This is a genomic window from Kitasatospora sp. NPDC094015 (assembly GCF_040304075.1).
GTDB lineage: Bacteria > Actinomycetota > Actinomycetes > Streptomycetales > Streptomycetaceae > Kitasatospora.
This window is the reverse complement of the sequence record NZ_JBEOUL010000027.1, coordinates 1-19,515: the sequence shown is the minus strand read 5'-3', so window position 1 is coordinate 19,515 and position 19,515 is coordinate 1. Positions and strand designations below refer to the sequence as shown.

Below are 19,515 nucleotides of genomic sequence, written 5' to 3'. Positions count from 1 at the left end.
GTCAGTACACGTCGCGGACGTAACGCCGGTCGGCGGCCAGCTGCTTGACGTAGGCGTCGGCCTCCTCCTCGGCCAGACCACCGTGGACCCGGACGATGTCGCGCAGCGCCCGGTCGACGTCCCGGGCCATCCGGCCGGCGTCCCCGCAGACGTAGAAGTGGGCGCCGTCGCGCAGCCGGTCCCACAGCCGGGCACCGTGCTCGCGCATCCGGTCCTGGACGTAGACCTTGGAGCGCTGGTCGCGGGAGAAGGCCAGGTCGAGGCGGTCGAGGTGACCGGAGGCCCGGAAGGCGGTGAGCTCCTCGCGGTAGTAGAAGTCGGTGGCCGCGCGCTGCTCGCCGAAGAACAGCCAGTTCGGGCCGGTGTGCCCGCGGGCCTGCCGCTCCTCGAGGAAGCCGATGAACGGGGCGATCCCGGTCCCCGGACCGACCATGATCATCGGGGTGGCCGGGTCGGCGGGCGGCCGGAAGTGCGGCGCGCGCTGCACGAAGACCGGCACCGGGCCGTCGTCGGCCGAGTCCGCCAGGTAGCTGGAGCAGACGCCGGTGCGGGGCCGGCCGTACTCGTTGGTGTAGCGGACCACCGACACCGTGAGCCGCACCTCGCCGGGCCGGGCCAGCGGGCTGGACGATATCGAGTACAGCCGGGGCTGCAGCCGCCGCAGCACGTCGGCCCACTCCTGGGCGCCCGCCCGGACCGGGTGGCCGCCGATCACGTCGACCGCCTGGCGGCCCCAACTCCACCGCGCCAGCTCGTCCTTGTTGTCGGAGCGCAGCAGCCGCCGCAGGCCCCGGTCGCCGCTGCGGTCGGCGACGAAGCGCAGCAGGCCGGGGGTGATCCGGGCGATCTCCAGGCGGGTGCGCAGCGCCTCGCCGAGCGGCAGCTCGCCGCTGTCCGGGACGGACACCCGCTCGGCCGGGTCGAGACCGGTGACGGCGAGCCACTCCTCGACCAGCCCGGCGTCGTTGGCGGGCCAGACGCCGAGCGCGTCCCCGGCCTGGTGGCCGAGGTCGCCGCGGTCCCCGCCACGGGTGTCGAAGGTGAACTGCCGGACCTCCTTGGCCGATCCGGGGAGGCTGAGCAGCCGGTTGCCGATCAGCAGGGTGGCGAACGGCGAAGCCTTGGAGTACGGCTCCTCGCCCCGGCGCGCGGCGACCACGACGGGTGCCGGCCCGACAACTGTGGCCCGGGCGCCGGCGGGGGCCGGCCCGGTGCCGGTGGCCCGGGCGCCCGCGGCGGCCTGCTCGGCCAGCGCCGACACCAGCTGCTCCAGCCACCGCCCGACGGTCTCCTCGTGGTCCGGTTCGCAGTCGGCGCGCGGCACCAGCCGGGTGCCGCCGAGTTCGCCGAGCCGCTGGTCCAGCCGGCGCCCGTGGCCGCAGAAGTCGTCGTAGCTGGAGTCGCCGAGGGCCAGCACGGCGTAGCGCAGGCCGGCGGCCTGCTCACGGGCGGCCAGCGCGGTCCAGAAACCGGCGCCGTTGTCGGGTGCTTCGCCGTCGCCGAAGGTGCTGGTGACGAACAGCACCGGCACGCCGTCCGGCAGGGTGTCCGGGGCGCAGTCGTCCATGCTGCGCACCGCCGGCCGCCACCCGGCCTCGGCGAGCCGGGCGGCCGCCCGGGCCGCCACCTCCTGCGCGGTGCCGGTCTGCGAGGCCCACAGCACGGTGATCTCGCGCCCCGGGGCGTCGACGGCCGGGGAGCCGGCCAGGGAGCCGGCCGGGGCGTCGGCTGCCGGGGCGTCGGCTGCCGGGGCGGCCTGTGCCGGGCGGCGGGAGTAGAGCCCGGCCAGCAGGCCGTCCACCCACAGCGCGCGCTCCGGGTCGAGCGGCGCCCGTTCGGGCAGGACCGGTACGGCGGCCGGCGGCGCGCTGCCGAGGCCGGCGAGGAAGCCCGCCAGGAACTGCCGTTCGGCGGGGGCGAAGGAGGGCGGGGCGAGGTCCGGGACGCCCAGCAGCCCGCGCAGTGCCTCCACGGCCGCGTCCGGCCCGGCGCCGACCAGGGCCGGCGTCGGGAAAGCCCCGACCAGGGTCGGGGTCGGGGCCGGCAGGCGGCCGGGGGCGGAGGCGGGGACGGCCGGCGGGCGCTCCGCCGCGGTCACCACACTGAGCGCCACCGCGCAGGCCTTCAGCTCGGGCTGGAAGGAGATCGGGTCGACCGCGTCGTTGGTCACCGCGTTGATGCTCAGGTACTCGCCGAACAGGTCGTTCCAGTGGAACGGCGCGAAGCAGTTGCCGGGCCGGACCCGGTCGGTGACCACGGCGGGCAGCACCGCCCGGCCGCGGCGCGAGACGATCTCCAGGTGGTCGCCCTCGGCGGCCCCGAGCGCCTCGGCGTCCTGCGGGTGCACCTCCACGAACGGGCCGGGGGCGAGCCGGTTCAGTTTGGCCACCCGGCCGGTCTTGGTCAGGGTGTGCCACTGGTGCTGGAGGCGGCCGGTGTTCAGTACGAACGGGAAGTCGTCGTCCGGCAGTTCGGCCGCCTCCAGGTGCGGGCGGGGGAAGAACACCGCCCGCCCGCTCGCGGTCGGGAAGGCCAGCCGGGGGCGGCTGCCGTCGGGCCGCTCCAGCAGGTGGGCGCTGACCCCGTCGTTGAGGTAGCGGATCGGGTTGCGGTCCGGCCCGTCCTCGCTCGCGCTCGGCCACTGCACCGGGCTCTCGCGCAGCCGGCGGTAGCTGACCCCGCGCAGGTCGTAGCCGGTCGCCGGGTTCCAGGCCCGTCTGATCTCCTCGAAGACCTCCTCGGCGCTGGCGTGCTCGAACCCCTCGGTGAAGCCCATCGCCCGGGCCACCCGGGCGATCAGCTGCCAGTCCGGCAGCGACTGGCCGACCGGGTCGGCGGCAGGCCGCACCAGGGTCAGGTTGCGCTCCGAGTTGATCATCACGCCCTCGGCCTCGGACCACATCGCCGCCGGCAGCACCACGTCGGCGTAGGCGTTGGTCTCGGTGTCGCCGAACACGTCCTGGGTGATGACCAGTTCGGCGGCCTCCAGGCCGGCGATGACGGTCTTGCGGTTGCCCACGCTGGCCACCGGGTTGGTGCAGATGATCCAGCAGGCCTTGATCTCCCCCTCGGCCATCCGGGAGAACATCTCGACCGTGCCGCGGCCGACCTCGGTCCGGATGGTGCCGGGGACCAGCCCCCACAGCCGCTCGGTGAACTCCCGGTCGGCGGGGACCAGGACGGAGCGCTGGCCGGGCAGCCCGGGGCCCATGTACCCCATCTCGCGCCCGCCCATCGCGTTCGGCTGGCCGGTCAGCGAGAACGGCCCGCTGCCCGGCCGGCAGATGGCGCCGGTCGCCAGGTGCAGGTTGACCAGCGCGTTGGTGTTCCAGGTGCCGTGGGTGGACTGGTTGAGCCCCATCGTCCAGCAGCTCATCCACTCCCCCGCCGCGCCGATCAGCCGGGCCGCCTCCCGCAGGTCCTCCTCGGCCACCCCGGTCACCTCGCTGACCCGGCCGGGCGGGTAGTCCCGCAGGAAGTCCGGCATCGCCTCCCAGCCCTCGGTGAACTCCTCGATGAAGGCCGGATCGGTGTGCCCGCCCTCGACCAGCAGGTGCAGCAGCCCGTTCAGCAGCGCGAGGTCGGTGCCCGGCCGGACCTGGAGGAAGAGCTGCGCCTTGTCCGCGGTGGCGGTGCGCCGGGGGTCGACCACGATCAGCTTGGCGCCCGCCTTCACCCGCTCCATCATCCGCAGGAACAGGATCGGGTGGCAGTCCGCCATGTTGGCGCCGATCACCAGGAAGACGTCCGCCTGCTCGAAGTCCCGGTACGAGCCGGGCGGCCCGTCCGCGCCCAGCGACAGCTTGTAGCCGGAGCCCGCACTGGCCATGCACAGCCGGGAGTTGGACTCGATCTGGTTGGTCCGCACGAATCCCTTGGCCAGCTTGTTCGCCAGGTACTGGGCCTCCAGGCTGAGCTGGCCGGAGACGTAGAAGGACAGCGCGTCCGGGCCGTGCTCGTCCAGGATCCGGCGCAGCCGCCGGCCGGTCTCGGCGATCGCCTCGTCCACGTCGGTGGCGACCGGCTGCGCGCCGCGCTCCGGCCGGACCAGCGCGGTGCCCAGCCGCCCGGGGGCGGCGAGCAGGTCGGCGCTGGTGGCGCCCTTGGTGCAGAGCCGGCCGAAGTTGGCCGGGTGGGCCTTGTCGCCGGATGCCCTGGCCACCGTGCGCCGGCCCGAGGCGGGGTCGGTGGTGAGCTCGAACAGCATCCCGCAGCCGACACCGCAGTAGGAGCAGACGGTCCGCACGGTACTGCCGGCGGTCTTCGGGCCCGACGCCGTCACAGCGGCCCCCCTCGGGTAGCGGTCGGGTGGTGAGCGCGGGGAACCCCCGCCCTCAGCACCGTAGGTGTCCGGGATTACCGCGACATCACACCGGTCACGCACCGGCGGTTAACGCGGCCGCACAGCCGCCGCCGCCCGCGTGTGAGCGGCCCGCCGTGCCACCGGCCCAAGCTAACCGGCCCCGCCCCGTCCTGGGCAGCCCTCGGACCGACCGTGTCACCTCAGGCGGCGCACGGCGGCCGCGGGCGGACAGCACGACGGCCGGGACCACGTCCTGGTCCCGGCCGCGGGCGGCCCCTGCCGCGGGGTCAGACGGTGGCGAGCGACAGCTCGGTGGACTTGATCAGTGCCACCACGGCGGTCCCGGTGACCAGGCCGAGGTCGGTGACGGCGTCCTTGGTGATGGCCGCGGTCAGCTCGCCGCCCTCGACGGCCACCTTCACCGTCGCCATGGCGGCGCCGGCGGCCACGTCCGTGACGGTGCCCGGCAGCTGGTTGCGGATGCTCAGCCCGGTGACCGGGCCGGTGGCCAGCGCGACGTCGGTGGACTTGACCATGGCCCGGACGGCGCTGCCCTCGGCCAGGCCCAGGTCCTTCACCGCGTCGAGGGTGACCGCCGAGGTGACCAGCTGCCCGCCGGCCAGCCGGGTCTTCACGGTCGCCATCGCCTCGCCGGTGGTGACGGAGGTGACGGTGCCGGGGATCTGGTTGCGGATGCTCAGGCTCATGGGAGGACCTCGCGGGAGAGGGGCGACGGGTGCGGTTGCGGCCGTCTCCCGCCCACCGTAGCCACGGCCGCGGCGCCCCGGGCTACGGCGATCGCAGCTGCTGGGCGGCGCGCCGGAAGGCGCTCGCAGGTCGGAGGGAGGGTGGTCCGGACGGGTCAGGACCCGTCCCGGTCCGGTGGCCCGGGGCGCGGGTCCCGGCCGGGCGCCAGCCGGGCGACCACCTCGCCGAGCTCGTCGCAGGCCTGCTGGATCCGCCGCTGGGTGCTGCGCTGCTCGGAGACGATCGCGGCGAGCAGCAGCCCGGTCAGCGCCGCCGAGCCGTTCAGGGCCTGCAGGATCACCATCGTGTCGAGCACGCTGCGGTCGGCGAACGGCCCGACCCCGTCGGTGGCGGCGGTGACGGTCAGCACGGACACCGCCAGCACGCAGGGCGCGGCACCGGCCAGCTCGAACCGCAGCGCCGCCCAGATGATCAGCGGGAAGACCAGGAAGAGCAGGTTGAGCGGGCTCCGGGCGGCCACGTACGCCGCGGCCGCGGTCGCCGCCAGCACCAGCACCGGTTCGATCCGGCGCGCCCCCTGGCCCGGCCGGCTGATGGTCCGGGCCACCAGCAGCACGGGCGCGACCACCAGGACGCCCATCGCGTCCCCCACCCACCAGGCCGACCAGGTCGCCCAGAACCCGCTGGCGGGCAGCGCCCCGCTCACCAGCAGCGCGCCGCTGCCGATGGTCGCGCTGACCAGCATCCCGGCGAGCGCGCCCAGGAAGACCAGCGCCAGCCCGTCCCGCAGCCGGTCCAGCTCCGGGCGGAACCCCACCCGGCGCAGCATCAGGTACGCACAGACCGGGGCGAGGGTGTTCCCCGCGGTGATCGCCACCGCCGCGGCGTCCACACTGCCGATGCTCGCGATGACGAGCAGCGCCCCGGCGGCGATCGCCGGCCAGATCCGCAGGCCGAGCAGGAGCAGCGCGGTCAGCGCGATGCCGGTGGGCGGCCACAGCGGGGTGACCCGCGCGCCGGCCACCACCACCTGTTCCAGCAGGCCGAGCCGGCCGGCCACGAAGTAGCCGACCGCCACGCCTGCCGCGGCCAGGGCGGCCACGGCCGGCCGCCGGAGCTCCTCGTTTCTCACCATTGCAGACATCAGAACGCGTCCGGGCCCGGGGCGCGGTGCTGACACGCTCAGCCCCGGCCGCGGTCACCTCTGCGCGTGCCCGTGGTCGTCGCAGAGCACCAGCACCGCGGCGTCGTCGGTGTGCCCGGTCAGCTCGGCCACCTTGATCACCTCGGCGGCCAGCTGCTCCGGGCCGGCCGGGACCAGGGCGCGCACCACCCGCTCGACCTCGGCCAGCCCGTCCTCGACCGAGAACGTCGGGCCCTCCACCACCCCGTCGGTGACCAGCACGTACGCCCCGTCCTCGGGCAGCCGCCGGGCGGCCGCCGGGTAGTCCTCGCCGGGCAGGATGCCCAGCGGGAGCCCGCCCTCCCCCTCCCAGGCGATCCCGCTGCGGCCGTCGGCGGTGGCCCAGACCGCCGGGACGTGCCCGGCCCGGGCCACAGTGAGCGTCCTGCTGCCGGGTTCGAAGCGCAGGAAGGTGCAGGTCGCGAAGAGTTCGGCGTCGAGCGAGATCAGCAGGTCGTTGGCGCGGTGCAGCACCTCGCCCGGGGCGTCGGTGAACGAGGCCACGGCGCGCAGTCCGACCCGCAGCTGCCCCATGAAGGCCGCCGCCTCCACGTCGTGACCCTGGACGTCGCCGATCGAGAAGGCGAGCGTGCCGTCGGGCAGCCGGAAGCCGTCGTACCAGTCGCCGCCGACGGCCAGCCCGTCGCGGGCGGGGGCGTAGCGGGCCGCCGTGCGCAGCCCGGGGCAGGAGGGCAGCACGGCCGGCAGGAGTTCGCGCTGCAGGGCCTCGGCCAGCTCCACCCGGGCCTGCTGGAGCTCCGCGCGCTCCAGCGCCTGCGCGGTCAGCCGGCCCAGCTCGGTCAGCAGGTCGTCGGCGCTCGCGGGACGGCTGGTACGGCGTCGGGCCACTGACCCTCCGGGGTGTCGGCTGCGGCCGGTGCCTGCTCCCCCGCGGGCCGCACCAGCCATGGTATTTCGGCGGCGCGGCGGCCGCCCGGCCGGGCGGCGGGGCCCGGAACGGCTGCGCCGGCGGGGGCGGCGGTGGCCATCCGGGGGTGAGATCGCGTTCGCACCGGTGCTCGGGCGCCGGCGGGGGAAGAAGGGAGGAATGCCAGCCATGAGCGAAGCAGTGAGCGCCAGGTTCCGGCGGTGGCTGAAGGATCCCACCGTCGTGCTGACGATCCGCGCCACCGTCGCGGCGACCCTCGCCTACGCGGTGGCGCTCCAGCTCAGCGCCGAGCCGGCCCCGCTGACCGCCCCGCTGACCGCGCTGCTGGTCGTCCAGGTCACCCTCTACTCGACGCTGACCACCAGCATCCGCCGGGTCAACTCGGTGGTGGTCGGGGTGGTGATCGCGATCGGGTTCAGCTCGGTGATGGGCCTGTCCTGGTGGAGCCTCGGGCTGATCATCCTGGCCTCGCTGACCATCGGGCAGTTCGTGCGGGTCGACGAGTTCGTCAACGAGGTGGCGATCAGCGCGATGCTCGTGCTCGGGGTCACCCGGCTCGCCACCCAGGCCTGGGACCGGGTGCTGGAGACCCTGATCGGCGCCGTGGTGGGGCTGCTGTTCAACCTGGTGTTCGCCCCGCCGGTCTGGGTGGACACCGCCGGGGAGTCGATCGAGGACCTCGCCCGGCAGGCCCGCCACCTGCTGCTGCGGATCGCCGAGGAGCTCGGCGGCCACACCCCGGTCGAGCGGGCCGCCGCGCGGCTGCACGAGGCCCGCGCCCTGGACCAGGCCATCGCCGACGTGGACGGCGCGCTGCGGCAGGCCGAGGACAGCCTGCGGCTGAACCCGCGGATCAGCGAGGGCCTGCTGTCCCGGTTGGTGCTGCGCACCGGCCTGGACACGCTGGAGATCTGCGTGGTGGTGATCCGGGTGCTGGCCCGCTCGCTCACCGACCTGGCCAAGCACCGGGAGGAGGGCGAGGAGCTCCTGCCGTCGGACGTCGCGCTGGCGCTGGAGGAGCTGCTGACCCACGTGGGCGGCGCGCTGGTGAGCTTCTCGGTGCTGGTGACCACGCAGGTGAGCCGCAACGCCGAGGAGGCCGAGGGCCGGCTGACCGCGGAGCTCTCGGCCGCGCTGGCCAGCCGGGAGCGGGTGGCCCAGATGCTGCTGCTGCGGGTCCAGGCCCACCCCAAGGCCTGGCAGCTGCACGGCTCGCTGCTGGCCGAGATCGACCGGATCCTGGACGAGCTCGACCTCGAGCACCGCAGCCGGCGGCTGATGGAGGAACTCGACCGGGCCTCGGTCGCCAACCGGGAGCGGTTCACCGGGCTCGGCCGGATCCGCGGCCTGGTCCGCGGCGAGGGCTGGCGCCGGCGCAAGGAGGCCTGAGCCGGCTCCCGTTGCGGCCTCAGCCGCCCGGGATCTCCTGCTCGGTCCAGATCGCCTTGCCCCGGTCGGTGTAGCGGCTGCCCCACCGGCTGGTCAGCTGCGCCACCAGGTACAGGCCGCGGCCGCCTTCGTCGGTGAGCCGGGCCCGGCGCATCCTCGGCTGGGTGCTGCTCGGGTCGGACACCTCGCAGATCAGCCGCTGCGCCCGGATCAGCCGGACCCCGACCGCGCCGCCGCCGTACCGGATGGCGTTGGTGACCAGCTCGCTCACCACCAGCTCGGTGGTGAAGGCCAGGTCCTCCAGCCCCCAGCGCTCCAGCTGCGCGGTCACCGCGTCCCGGACCCGGGAGACTGAGGCCGGCTCCGGGTCCACGTCCCAGGCGGCGGTGTCACCGGTGGGCAGCAGCCGGGTGCGGGCGAGCAGCAGGGTGACGTCGTCGGGCAGCCGGTGCGCGGGCAGGCTCTCGGTGATCTCCTTGCCGGCCTCGGCGAGCGGGCGGGTGGTCACCGCGGCCCGTGCGAGCCGGCCGCGCAGCTCGGTCATGCCCTCGTCCAGGTCGCCCTCGCCGCCGCCGATCAGGCCGTCGGTGTAGAGCACCAGGACGCTGCCGGCGGCGAGCTCGACCTCCGCCACCTCGAACGGGAAGCCGCCGACGCCCAGCGGGGGCCCGGGGCTGACCTCCACGTAGGAGATCGCGCCGTCCGGGCCGACCACCGCCGGCGGCGGGTGCCCGGCGCTGGCCATCACGCACCGCCCGGAGACCGGGTCGTAGACCGCGTAGAGGCAGGTCGCCCCGGACGGCGCGGGCTCCCCGCGGACGCCGCCGCCCTGGTCGTCGGCCTCCACCGCGAGCTGGGAGACCAGGTCGTCGAGGTGCACCAGCAGCTCGTCCGGCCCGAGGTCGAGGTCGGCGAGGGTGCGCACCGCCGTGCGCAGCCGTCCCATGGTGGCGCTGGCCTGGAGGCCGTGGCCGACCACGTCGCCGACCACCAGGGCGATCCTGGCCGAGGACAGCGGGATCACGTCGAACCAGTCGCCGCCGACCCCGCCGTCGGTGTTGGTGGGCAGGTAGACGCTGGCGGTGACGGCCGCCGGGGTGTCGCTGGCGGCCGGCGGCAGCAGGCTGCGCTGGAGGCTCACGGCGGCCCGGTGCTCGCGGGCGTAGCGGCGGGCGTTGTCGAGCGCCAGGGCGGCCCGGGAGCCGATCTCCTGGAGCAGCTCCAGGTCGGGGCTCTCGAAGCGTTCGCCGCCGACCTCCCGGTACGCGCAGATCCGGCCGAGCACGATGCCGCGGGCCCGGAGCGGGGCGATCATGAGCGGCCGGCCGGCGGACTCGGACAGGGCGGGCACCGAGGAGCCGGCCGCCTCCACCGCCACGGCGGTGCCGATCGGCACCTGGCCGGCGCCCTCACCGGCCTCGGCGGCCCGGCGCAGGGTGAGCATCCCGGCGTGGTCGGGGGTGGGCTCGTCGCCCTGGAAGACCGCCTCGGCGACCTCGATCACCGCGGCCTCGCACAGGCCGGGGACGAGGACGGCGGCCAGGTCGACGCAGGTGCCGTTGACGGACAGCGAGCCGCCGACCGCCGCGGTCGCCCGGTGCAGCAGCTCCAGCCGGCGGCGCGAGCGGCCGAGTTCGGTGGTGTCGGTGAACAGGGCGGTCACCCCGAGCGGCTCCTCGCCGTCCGCCTGCAGCCGGAAGGCGGAGATCCCCATCAGCCGCCCGCCCTGCGGGTCCAGCACGGTGCGCACCTGGGCCTCGGGCAGCACCAGGGGTCGCCCGCTGTCCAGTACGTCCCGCAGCAGGCCCTCGATGTTCTCGGCGTCCTCGGCGCGCAGGAAGTCGGCCAGCCGCCGGCCCTTCAGGTCGGTCGGGACGCCGCTGTAGGGCAGCAGGTGGGTGTTGGTGCGGATCAGCCGCAGTTCCGCGTCGAAGACCGCCAGCCCGACCCGGTCCTGGAGGAACAGCTCCCGGGTGAAGGCGTGCTCCTCGCGCCAGCGGGCCACCGTGGCGGCCGGCGCGCCGATCACCAGGTAGCGCGGCGGACCGTCGGCGACCAACGGCAGCACCCGGAAGGCGAGGTCGGTCGCCTCGCCGCGTCCGTCCAGCAGCACGGCGCTGCCGGCCCGGCCGGCCGCGAGGGCGTCCCAGAGCTCCGGCTCGGCGAGCAGCCGGCTCATCGGGGACCCGCAGACCTCGTCGGCCGGCCGGCCGAGGAGGTCCTCCGCGGCGCGCGTCCAGCCCACGACCACGCCCTCGGCATCGACGACGGCCGCGGCCATGGCGCCGATGAACGGGTGATGGTTGTTGTCCATGGTGTGCGCACCTCACGCGGTCGGCGGGCGGGCCGGTCCACTCCTCCTCATCCTGCAACGGATGCCGGTGCCGCGCGTCCCCTCGGCCCGGACGGCCGGGCGGCGGGCGCGGGAGCAGCGGCGCGGGCGGGGCGGGCGGTGTTCACAGGCGGGGCCGGAAGACCAGCAGCGCCACGTCGTCCCGGCGGTCGCCGACCCGGCGCAGCTCGTCGCAGAGCTCCTCCACCGGCAGGTGGCGGGCGGCGGTGGCGGCGGCGGCCAACCGGTTCATCCCTTCGGTCAGACCGGCCTCCGGGCTCTCCACCAGGCCATCGGTGTAGAGCAGCAGGGTGTCGCCGGCGCCCAGGATCCGGCGGTGCGTGCTGCGGGCGACGTCCGGGTCGACGCACAGCGGCAGGTCGACCCGGCGGCCGGTGAGGAAGCGGGCCGGGCCGTCGGCGGGGATCAGCAGCGGCGGCGGATGGCCGGCGCTCGCCCACACGGCGTGCCAGCCGTCGGCCCGCAGCGCCAGGTGCACGTGCACGATGGTGACGAACGGCGCCACCCGCAGGCCTTCGGCGACCCGGTCCAGCTGGGCCAGGATGTCCGCCGGGGTGGCCGGGCGGTTGCTGTTGAAGGCGAGCGCGCGCAGCATGCTGCGCAGCTGGCCCATCGCGGTGGCCGCGGTCAGGTCGTGGCCGGCGATGTCGCCGATGGCCAGCGCCAGGGTGCCGTCCGGCAGGAAGAACGCGTCGTACCAGTCGCCGCCGATCTCGGCGGTGGTGCTGGCCGGCTGGTAGCGGGCGGCCAGGTCGGCGCCGGGCACCTCGGGCGTCGGCGTCAGCTGGGCGCGTTGCAGGATCAGCGCGGTGCGCCGGGTGTGCTGGTGCTCCAGGGCGTTGCGCAGCGGCCGCTGGGCCTGCTGGAGCACCTCGCTCAGCAGGGCGATGTCGGCAGCGCTCGGCGGGGGGCTGTCGCCGCAGCCGGCCGCGGCGGCGAAGGCGACCACGGCGGAGTCCACCAGGATCGGCACCAGGACCAGGCTGGTCGCCCGGGCCTCGGCCAGCCAGCGCAGCGAGACGTCCGGCAGGATGCCGTCGGGGGGATGGCCGGCGGCGAAGGTCAGCAGCCGGGGCCGGCCGCTCTCGATCACCTGCCGGGCCACCGGCCCGACCTGGTAGGTCTGGCTGCGCAGGGCGGGCAGGCCGGGCAGGCCGACCCGGGCCGCCGAGGCCACCCGGGTGGCGATCATGGCGCCCGAGGAGGGCCCGCCCTCGCCCTCGGGCAGGCGGAACACCGCGCAGGCGTCGGTGAGTTCGGGCACCACCGCCTCGGCCATCGCCGCGAAGGCGCCCTGCAGGTGGTGGCCGGGCACGGCGGACACCCGGGCGAGCAGCCGCTCGCGCAGCCGGGCCCGCCACTGGTCCTCGATGTCGGCGGTCGCGCCGACCCATTCGGCAACCGTCTCGCCGTTCGCCCCGGTGCCGAGCACCGGCACCGCGCGGGCCTTGACGTGGCGGTACTCGCCGGAGACGGTGAGCACCCGGAAGGTGGACTCGAACATGGTGGGGGTGCCGGTGAGCGCCCGGGTCCAGACCCGGAGCAGTTCCGGCGCGTCCCGCGGGTGGATCAGCTCCAACCAGCCCGGGTCCAGCGCCGGGCGCCAGGGGGAGCCGGTGAGGTCCTCCCAGCCTTCGACCAGCTCGGTCATCGAGCCGTCGGGGCGCAGCAGCCACACCATCTGGGAGACCGCGGAGATCAGCGCCTCGTAGCGCTCCAGGGTCTGCTGCCGCTGCCGGGAGAGCTGCTCGGCGCGTTCGGCGGCGGCCACCTCGCGAGTGGTGTCGATGCCGAGCGCCAGCACGCCGACGCCGTGCCGGGAGCGGACCCGGGTGCAGCTGTAGACGAAGTGCCGCGGCCCCGGCGCGCCCGGGCCGGTGCCGGCGGTGGCCCGGGGCGCGGTGACCTGGCGGGCCAGGCCGTCCGCGTAGACCTGGTCCATCAGGTGGAGGAAGGCCCCGGCGCGTTCGTCCGCGAAGGCCTCGGCGGCCGGCAGGTCGAGCGGCCGGGCGCCGAACAGCTTGCCGAAGGCCTCGTTGCGGTAGACCAGACGGTGGTCCGGGCCGCTGAACAGCGACACGGCGACGATCGCCTGGTCGAAGACCTCGGGCACCAGCTCCGGCTCGGCGTCCACGGGCGGAGGGCTCCTCTCGGGGCAGGGGCGTGCCCACTCCTGTCCGACGCTACGAGAGGTGCCGCCGAACCGCATGCCGCGCGCGGTGCCGCGGCCGGCCGCCGGGGGCCCGGGCGTCGCACCCGCCCGGGCCCGTCGGGTCGGACGGGTCAGCAGGTGACCGGGAGGTCCAGGGTGACCGGGTTGGGCGACCACGGGAACGACGCCACGGCGAAGCTCGCGTGGACGGTGGAGCCGCACGGCACGGTGCCGCCGACGCCGCGGACCTGGATCGTCGAGGCGGTGAAGACCACGTTCTGGTTCAGCGTGCCGAGCGAGGCGCCGCCGACCACCTCGCCGGACAGGGTGGTGATCAGCTGCTTGGGCTGCGGGGCCGGGCTGCCCGGGGACGGCGGGCCGGCCAGGCCGACCTGGCCGTACAGCGCCACGCTGGTGCCGGTGACCTCGGCGCAGACCTTGGTGGCGAGACCGGCCTGGTAGCCGAGGCTGCCGCAGGTGGTGACGGTGGTGAGCGCGGTGGCGGCCTGCGGAGCCGGGGCGGCGACGGCGGGGGCGACACCGAAGGCGGTCAGACCGGCGACACCGGCCGCGAGCAGGGCGAGACGACTCATCGAACTTCTCCTCATGAGGGTGGGCCGCCCGCGGAACTGCGGGGCGGCATCTGCAATGTGATATTTCACATCGGACCTGAATGCAGAGTGGCACGGAATCGAACGCTTCGGGCGATCTTCGAGAAAGATCGGTGACGGATGTGACGCAGCTAACTACGCAGCCCACGGCTGCTCATGACGCCCGGTCACCGGACTGTCCGTCAGATCAACCGCCCGGCGGAGCGACCTGTGGCACCGCACCCGGGGCCGACCGGAGGGCCGGGCGCGCGGGCCGTGTCTACGATGAAGCCGGGGGCCGGACAGGAGGGCCGCGTATGAGTCAGGGCAAGCGCTATGCGTTGACGTTCCCCGGAGCCCCGGGGGCGCACGCGCCGCAGGACGTGGTGGTGGTCGAGGCGACCGGGGGCACCGGCCCCGGCGGTCACCCGGTCTACGCGGACGCGTCCGGGATCGTCCGGGCGGAGATCAGCGACCGCGGCGAGGTACGGATGCTGGCCTCCGGGGGCGGGCAGACCGCCCAGACACCGATCCACGCGGTCCTGCTGCCCTGAGGGGCGCACCGCACGGCGGACGGCCCACCCGCACCGGGTGGGCCGTCCGCCGGGTACGGTCCCGGCCCCAGCAGGCTCAGCGGGCCAGCCGGCCCATCAACGCGGACGCCGCGCCGACCCCGAGCGCGGCCGCCAGGGCCAGCACCCCGAGGTCGAGCCACAGGTGCGCCGGGGTGCCCAGCAGGAGCCCGCGCAGCGCGTCGACCTCGTAGCTCAGCGGGTTGACCTTGCTGACCGCCTGGAGCCAGCCCGGCATCACGTCGACCGGGTAGAGCGCGTTCGAACCGAAGAACAGCGGCATCGTGATGGCCTGCCCGATGCCCATCAGCCGCTCCCGGGTGAGCACGATCCCGGCGATCGACATGGACAGGCAGGCGAAGAAGGCCGAGCCCAGCACCACGACCAGGGCGACCGCCAGCAGCCGGAGCGGGTTCCAGGTCATCGCCACCCCGAGCACCGCGGCGATCACCACCACCACCAGCGCCTGGATCACCGACTTGACGCCGGCCGCGAAGGCCTTGCCGGTCACCAGCACGGCCCGCGGGGTCGGGGTGACCAGCAGTTTGGTGAGCACCCCGGAGTCCCGCTCCCAGATGATCATGATGCCGTAGAAGATCGCGATGAACATCGCCGACTGGGCGATGATCCCGGGAGCCAGGTAGTCCAGGTAGGGGATGCCACCGGTCGGGATGGCCTTGATCCGGGTGAAGGTCTCCCCGAAGATCAGCAGCCAGAGCGCCGGCTGCACCGCCCGGGTGTACAGCTCGACCCGGTCGTGACGCAGCTTCTGCAGCTCGATCGCGCACAGCGCGGCCACCCGGGCCGGGACCAGCCGCCACCCCTCACGGGCCGGCGGCGGGGTCAGCAGCAGTCTCAGCTCGGGCTGCGGCTGCTGCGGGGTGTCAGCCGACGCGGGAAGCTGTCCTGCGGGTGCGACGGACATCGCTCAGATCCCCTCCTTCCTCGGTGTCCCGGCCGCTCAGACCGCTGCCGGCGTAGTGGCGGAACACGTCCTCCAGGCTGGGCGCGGCGTCCGGCCGCGCGGCCAGCGAGGACCTCAGCTCCTCGGGCGTGCCGACCGCGCGCACCCGGCCGCGGTGCATCAGCGCGACCCGGTCGCAGTACTGGTCCGCCTCGTCCATGTAGTGGGTGGTGACCAGCACCGTCATCCCGGTGGCCGCCCGGACCTGGTTGATCCGGTCCCACACGCCGGTGCGCGCGATCGGGTCGAGCCCGATCGTGGGCTCGTCGAGGATCAGCAGCCGCGGCGCGCTGACCAGGGCCTGGGCCAGCTCCAGCCGCCGCACCATGCCGCCGGAGTAGGTGCCGGCCAGCCGGTCGGCGGGTTCGGTCAGGTCGACCGCGGCCAGCGCCTCGGCGACCCGGGCGGCCCGCTCCCGCCGGGGTACGTCGAACACCCGGGCGAAGAGCGCGACGTTCTCCCGGCCGGTCAGGCCGCCGTCGGCGGAGAGCTGCTGCGGCACGTAGCCCAGCAGCCGGCGCACCGCCATCCGTTCGCGGGCGCTGTCGTGCCCGAAGACCTGGACCATGCCGGGCGGGATCCGCAACAGCGTGGTGACGGCCCGGATCGCCGTGGTCTTGCCGGCGCCGTTCGGGCCGAGCAGGCCGAACACCTCGCCGGCCCGGACCTCCAGGTCGAGACCGTCCACCGCCCGGGTGGCTCCGAAGGCGTAGACCAGCCCGGTGCAGCGCACGGCGAGGGCCTCCGGCGGCGCGGCGCCCTGCGGCGCCCCGGCGGTGGGTGTCACGGTCATGCCCCGTCCCCTTCCTCGTGGAGGCCCTCGGCCAGGCGCCGCAGGGCCGGGAGTGCGGCGGTGAGCGCCGCCCGGTCGGCCTCCGGCAGCCGGGCGACCTGCGAGCGGACCAGCTCGCTGCGGCGGGCGTCCCAGGCGGCCAGCCGGGCCGCCGCCTCGGGGGTGGGGTGCAGCAGGGCGGCCCGGCCGTCCGCCGGGTCGGGGGCGCGGATCAGCAGGCCGTCCCCGACCAGCTGGTTGACCAGGGTGGAGACCGAGTTGCCGGCCAGGAACAGCTCCTTGGCGGCGGCGGACACCCGGATCCCCGGCCGGGCCGCGACCAGCCGCAGCAGCTCCACCTGGGCGCCGCGCAGCCGCGGCACGGTCAGGCCGCTGCGCAGCCGGCGGCGCAGCAGCCGCTGGATGCCGACGAGCAGATCGGCCAGCTCGTCGCCGAGTCCCTTGGTCGCCATGCCGGCAATTTTAGCTCTCAGTAAGAGCTATCGCAGTGGAACGCGGGAACCCGTACGCCGTTCGGGCGCCGGCCGCCGTTCGGGCGGGCCGCAGGCTCAGGGCACGACGGTGACCGGCCAGCGCCCGGCCTTCACCAGCCGGACCGCCACCGAGCCGACGATCCGGTGCCCGGCCTGCTCCGAGGCACCGACCACCACGGCGTCCGCCTTGAGCCGGTCGGCGGTCTCCACCAGGCCGCCGTACGGATCGCCGCGGAAGGTCACGAACTTCCACCGGACCTCGAAGACGCCGTGCATCCGCTCCGCCCAGCTGCGGATCTCCTGGAGCAGCTGCTCGGCGACCTCCTCGGTCAGCTCGGCGACCGAGGCGCCCATCGCCACCGCCGCCCCGAGCACCGGCTGCACGTAGACCACCACCAGCAGGGCGTTCTGACGGCGGGCCAGGCCGGCCGCGTAGGCGGCGGCGCGGCCGGAGGCGGCCGAACCGTCCACCCCGACCACGATCACCTTGGGGCCGTCGGTGCCCCGCTCGAACTGCTCACCGGAGAGCTCGGACCGTTCGGACTGCCACTCGTCACTCACAGCTGCCGAGCGTAGCCCCGCCCCGTCCGGCGCGGCGCGCGGGGGCCGGTGAGCCGGCGTCCGGTCCGGCCGGCGGGCGCCCGCCCACGGTGCGGACGGCCTGCGCGCCGGCCCGGCAGCCGGCCGCCGCCGCCTGCGCGAGGTCGGCGCCGGCCAGCCGGGCGGCCAGGAAGCCGCCGGTGAACGCGTCCCCCGCACCCGTGCTGTCCAGCGCGGCCGACGGGACGGCCGGGACCTCGGCCACCAGCCGCCCGTCCCGGGCCACCAGGGCGCCGCGCGCGCCCAGCGTCACCGCCACCGTGCCGTACGCGGTGCTCAACTCGGCGGCGGCGAGCGCCGGATCGTCCCGGCCGGAGAGCAGCCGTGCCTCCGCCAGGTTGGGCACCAGCAGGCCCGCGCCGGTGACCGCGGCCCGGAAGGCGCCGACCCCGAGCCGTGCGACGAAGCCGGTGGAGGCCGGGTCGACGCTGACCGGCAGGGCGCGGCGCTCGGCGTCGGCGAACACCCGGGCGGCCAGCCGGCGGCCCGGGTCCGAGAAGAACAGGTACCCGGAGAGGTGGACCAGGGCCACGTCGTTCAGCAGGTCGGCCCGCCAGTCCTCGGGCCCGAGCCGGACGGAGGCGCCGCCGTCGGTGACCAGGGTGCGCTCGGCCCCGCCGTCCACCAGGCAGATCACCACCGCCGTCGGGGTGCGGTCGTCCACCACCAGCCGGGGTTCGACGCCGGCGGCCCGCAGCTCGGCGCGGTGCCAGTCGGCCGAGTCGGCGCCGACCCGGGCCAGCAGCGCCGTCCGGGCGCCGCCGCGGGCGGCCCAGGCCGCGACGTTGGCGCCCGCGCCGCCGGGCCGCACCGAGATCCGCGCGGCGGTGTCGGTGTCCGGGGCGAGCGGTCCCTCGTGCAGGGCGAGCACGTCGGTGACCACGTCCCCGACCACCAGCAGCCCGCCGGTGGCGCCGGTCACCCGCGCGCCGCCGGGCCCGCCGCCCAGTGCCCGGCGATCCGGGCCGCCAGCCGGACGTTGCCCCGGACGGCCGCCAGGTTGGCCTCCAGCGAGGCGCCCGCGGTGTGCTCGGTGAGGTGGGCGAGCAGGAAGGGCGTGGTGGCCTGCCCGGTGACACCGGCCCGGTCGGCGGCGGCGAGCGCCTCGGCGAGCACCCGGTCGTGCAGCTGCGGGTCCAACTGCTCGTCCTGCGGCACCGGGTTGGCGACGATCAGCGCCGATCCGGGGCCGCCCAGGTCGTCCTGGGCCCGCATCACGGCGGCCACCTCGTCCGGGCCGTCCACCGTCCAGTCCACCGGGCAGCCCGAACTCGCCAGGTAGAAGCCGGGGAACAGCGAGGTCCGGTGGCCGAGCACGGTCACCCCGAGGGTCTCCAGCCGCTCCAGCGTGGCGGGCACGTCCAGGATCGACTTCACCCCGGCACAGACCACGGTGATCCTGGTCCTGGCCAGCAGGGCGAGGTCGTTGGACTCGTCCTGGGTCTGCGTCCAGCCCCGGTGGACGCCGCCGAGGCCGCCGGTGGCGAAGACCCGGATGCCGGCGTGGGCGGCCAGGAAGGCCGTCCCCGAGACGGTGGTGGCGCCGCTCGCGCCCGTCGCCACCGCCGGGGCGAGGTCACGGGCGCCGAGCTTGCGCAGGGTGTCGTCGCCGGCCACCCGCTCCAGTTCGGCCTTGCCGAGCCCGATCCGCGCCGCACCGTCCAGCACGGCGACAGTGGCCGGCACCGCGCCGCCGGCCCGGACCAGCGCCTCCAGCTCCTGCGCCACCTGGAGGTTGCGCGGTCTGGGCAGCCCGTGCGCGATGATCGTGGATTCCAGCGCGACCACGGGCACGCCCCGCTCCAGGGCGTGCTGGACCTCGTCGGAGAGCCGGAGGGCGGGCGCGGGCGCGGGAGTGGTCATCCTCCATACCTGGCATGGCCGCGAGGAGTCCAAACCTGCCGCCGCCGGCGGCGGCGGTAGGATGCCCGGTGCGGGGTGGGGTGACGAACGGTCTGGATCTGCCATGCCACACGAGAACGACGCGGTCTGCTCCCGGGTCGGCGCCGAGCCGGCGCCCGTCGGCCCGGCCGAGATCCTGGGCCTCGCCCGGGACTTCTCCAGCGTCGTCTTCCCGGTCAACGGACTGCGCCAGCCCGCCGAGGACGGCGACTGCGGCTGGTTCGTCTGGTCCTCGGACGAACTGCCGGACGACCCCGAGTACTTCCTGCCCACGCCCGTCGGCCACCTGGTGACGGTCTGCCCCTCGGTGCGGCCCTACCTCGCGCTCCCGCCCGGCTGGCGCTTCCGCCTCGGCCCGGGCCATCAGGACGTCTGGTACGACGAGGAGTTGCTGCGCGGCGACTGACGGGGGCCGGCCCACCCGTGGCGGACGGCCCCCGATGCCCGACCTACGGGAGGTTGCGGGCCATCACGATCCGCTGGACCTGGTTGGTGCCCTCGTAGATCTGGGTGATCTTCGCGTCCCGCATCATCCGCTCCACCGGATAATCCCGCGTGTACCCGTACCCACCCAGCAACTGCACCGCGTCCGTGGTCACCTCCATCGCCACGTCCGACGCGAAACACTTCGCCGCCGCCCCGAA

17 protein-coding genes are annotated in these 19,515 nt (G+C 75.4%); 3 read left to right on the top strand and 14 right to left on the bottom strand.

The features are described from left to right. Window position 1: 1 nt before the first annotated feature. The 4 genes from ABT014_RS26490 to ABT014_RS26475 all read right to left on the bottom strand — a co-directional run bounded on the left by ABT014_RS26490 (window position 2) and on the right by ABT014_RS26475 (window position 7,043). Window positions 2-4,282: a bifunctional nitrate reductase/sulfite reductase flavoprotein subunit alpha gene (locus ABT014_RS26490; RefSeq protein WP_350641702.1), complete on the bottom strand. Its 4,281-nt coding sequence runs from the start codon at window positions 4,280-4,282 to the stop codon at window positions 2-4. A 308-nt stretch (window positions 4,283-4,590) separates the two neighbouring features. Then, the gene (locus tag ABT014_RS26485) at window positions 4,591-5,010 is read right to left on the bottom strand and encodes a TOBE domain-containing protein (RefSeq protein ID WP_350641701.1); all 420 of its coding nucleotides are present in this window, start codon (window positions 5,008-5,010) and stop codon (window positions 4,591-4,593) included. A gap of 155 nt (window positions 5,011-5,165) precedes the next feature. Beyond that, complete coding sequence (locus tag ABT014_RS26480; protein WP_350641700.1) at window positions 5,166-6,146, bottom strand: MASE1 domain-containing protein; 981 nt, start codon at window positions 6,144-6,146, stop codon at window positions 5,166-5,168. A gap of 63 nt (window positions 6,147-6,209) precedes the next feature. After that, entirely contained in the window at window positions 6,210-7,043 is an 834-nt protein-coding gene (locus ABT014_RS26475; protein WP_350641699.1) for a PP2C family protein-serine/threonine phosphatase, read from the bottom strand. 208 nt (window positions 7,044-7,251) lie between these two features. On the opposite strand from ABT014_RS26475, the gene ABT014_RS26470 reads away from it, so the two are divergent. Next, a complete protein-coding gene (locus tag ABT014_RS26470) occupies window positions 7,252-8,472 on the top strand; it encodes an FUSC family protein (protein ID WP_350641698.1) in 1,221 nt (406 codons plus the stop codon). 19 nt (window positions 8,473-8,491) lie between these two features. Here ABT014_RS26470 and ABT014_RS26465 read toward each other — a convergent pair whose 3' ends face one another. The 3 genes from ABT014_RS26465 to ABT014_RS26455 form a co-directional block, all read right to left on the bottom strand. Further along, a complete protein-coding gene (locus ABT014_RS26465) occupies window positions 8,492-10,786 on the bottom strand; it encodes an ATP-binding SpoIIE family protein phosphatase (RefSeq protein ID WP_350641697.1) in 2,295 nt (764 codons plus the stop codon). Between the two features lie 142 nt (window positions 10,787-10,928). After that, complete coding sequence (locus tag ABT014_RS26460; RefSeq protein WP_350641696.1) at window positions 10,929-12,959, bottom strand: SpoIIE family protein phosphatase; 2,031 nt, start codon at window positions 12,957-12,959, stop codon at window positions 10,929-10,931. 149 nt (window positions 12,960-13,108) lie between these two features. Next, window positions 13,109-13,570 (bottom strand): hypothetical protein, encoded by a 462-nt coding sequence (locus ABT014_RS26455; RefSeq protein WP_350641695.1) that lies wholly within the window; start codon window positions 13,568-13,570, stop codon window positions 13,109-13,111. A 314-nt stretch (window positions 13,571-13,884) separates the two neighbouring features. Here ABT014_RS26455 and ABT014_RS26450 point away from each other — a divergent pair, with 314 nt between their 5' ends. Further along, a complete protein-coding gene (locus ABT014_RS26450) occupies window positions 13,885-14,121 on the top strand; it encodes a DUF6296 family protein (RefSeq protein ID WP_350641694.1) in 237 nt (78 codons plus the stop codon). Between the two features lie 76 nt (window positions 14,122-14,197). On the opposite strand, the gene ABT014_RS26445 is transcribed toward ABT014_RS26450, so the two are convergent. The 6 genes from ABT014_RS26445 to ABT014_RS26420 form a co-directional block, all read right to left on the bottom strand. Beyond that, window positions 14,198-15,064 carry an ABC transporter permease gene (locus ABT014_RS26445; protein ID WP_350641693.1) on the bottom strand — a complete coding sequence of 289 codons (867 nt, stop codon included), beginning with the start codon at window positions 15,062-15,064 and terminating at the stop codon, window positions 14,198-14,200. Next, complete coding sequence (locus ABT014_RS26440; protein WP_350641692.1) at window positions 15,024-15,896, bottom strand: ABC transporter ATP-binding protein; 873 nt, start codon at window positions 15,894-15,896, stop codon at window positions 15,024-15,026. Before ABT014_RS26440 ends, ABT014_RS26445 begins: the two co-directional genes overlap by 41 nt. Then, entirely contained in the window at window positions 15,893-16,348 is a 456-nt protein-coding gene (locus ABT014_RS26435) for a MarR family winged helix-turn-helix transcriptional regulator (RefSeq protein ID WP_350641691.1), read from the bottom strand. The genes ABT014_RS26440 and ABT014_RS26435 overlap by 4 nt, the downstream gene beginning before the upstream one ends. 96 nt (window positions 16,349-16,444) lie before the next feature. Then, the gene (locus ABT014_RS26430) at window positions 16,445-16,930 is read right to left on the bottom strand and encodes a universal stress protein (protein ID WP_350641690.1); all 486 of its coding nucleotides are present in this window, start codon (window positions 16,928-16,930) and stop codon (window positions 16,445-16,447) included. Then, window positions 16,923-17,891: a carbohydrate kinase family protein gene (locus ABT014_RS26425; protein WP_350641689.1), complete on the bottom strand. Its 969-nt coding sequence runs from the start codon at window positions 17,889-17,891 to the stop codon at window positions 16,923-16,925. The genes ABT014_RS26430 and ABT014_RS26425 overlap by 8 nt, the downstream gene beginning before the upstream one ends. Continuing rightward, entirely contained in the window at window positions 17,888-18,832 is a 945-nt protein-coding gene (locus ABT014_RS26420) for a pseudouridine-5'-phosphate glycosidase (RefSeq protein WP_350641688.1), read from the bottom strand. The genes ABT014_RS26425 and ABT014_RS26420 overlap by 4 nt, the downstream gene beginning before the upstream one ends. A gap of 103 nt (window positions 18,833-18,935) precedes the next feature. Here ABT014_RS26420 and ABT014_RS26415 point away from each other — a divergent pair, with 103 nt between their 5' ends. Next, the gene (locus tag ABT014_RS26415; RefSeq protein WP_350641687.1) at window positions 18,936-19,277 is read left to right on the top strand and encodes an immunity protein Imm33 domain-containing protein; all 342 of its coding nucleotides are present in this window, start codon (window positions 18,936-18,938) and stop codon (window positions 19,275-19,277) included. Window positions 19,278-19,320: 43 nt separating this feature from the next. Here ABT014_RS26415 and ABT014_RS26410 read toward each other — a convergent pair. Further along, window positions 19,321-19,515, bottom strand: a 195-nt coding sequence (locus ABT014_RS26410; RefSeq protein WP_350641686.1) for an acyl-CoA dehydrogenase family protein, incomplete at its 5' end; no start/stop codon positions are given.

What these genes read in the sequence shown, in the direction of transcription:
- ABT014_RS26445 (WP_350641693.1), bottom strand. Translation starts at nt 15,064, where the DNA reads ATGTCCGTCGCACCCGCAGGACAGCTTCCCGCGTCGGCTGACACCCCG.
- ABT014_RS26480 (WP_350641700.1), bottom strand. Translation starts at nt 6,146, where the DNA reads ATGGTGAGAAACGAGGAGCTCCGGCGGCCGGCCGTGGCCGCCCTGGCC.
- ABT014_RS26470 (WP_350641698.1), top strand. Translation starts at nt 7,252, where the DNA reads ATGAGCGAAGCAGTGAGCGCCAGGTTCCGGCGGTGGCTGAAGGATCCC.
- ABT014_RS26440 (WP_350641692.1), bottom strand. Translation starts at nt 15,896, where the DNA reads ATGACCGTGACACCCACCGCCGGGGCGCCGCAGGGCGCCGCGCCGCCG.
- ABT014_RS26450 (WP_350641694.1), top strand. Translation starts at nt 13,885, where the DNA reads ATGAGTCAGGGCAAGCGCTATGCGTTGACGTTCCCCGGAGCCCCGGGG.
- ABT014_RS26455 (WP_350641695.1), bottom strand. Translation starts at nt 13,570, where the DNA reads ATGAGTCGTCTCGCCCTGCTCGCGGCCGGTGTCGCCGGTCTGACCGCC.
- ABT014_RS26420 (WP_350641688.1), bottom strand. Translation starts at nt 18,832, where the DNA reads ATGACCACTCCCGCGCCCGCGCCCGCCCTCCGGCTCTCCGACGAGGTC.
- ABT014_RS26435 (WP_350641691.1), bottom strand. Translation starts at nt 16,348, where the DNA reads ATGGCGACCAAGGGACTCGGCGACGAGCTGGCCGATCTGCTCGTCGGC.
- ABT014_RS26465 (WP_350641697.1), bottom strand. Translation starts at nt 10,786, where the DNA reads ATGGACAACAACCATCACCCGTTCATCGGCGCCATGGCCGCGGCCGTC.
- ABT014_RS26415 (WP_350641687.1), top strand. Translation starts at nt 18,936, where the DNA reads ATGCCACACGAGAACGACGCGGTCTGCTCCCGGGTCGGCGCCGAGCCG.
- ABT014_RS26485 (WP_350641701.1), bottom strand. Translation starts at nt 5,010, where the DNA reads ATGAGCCTGAGCATCCGCAACCAGATCCCCGGCACCGTCACCTCCGTC.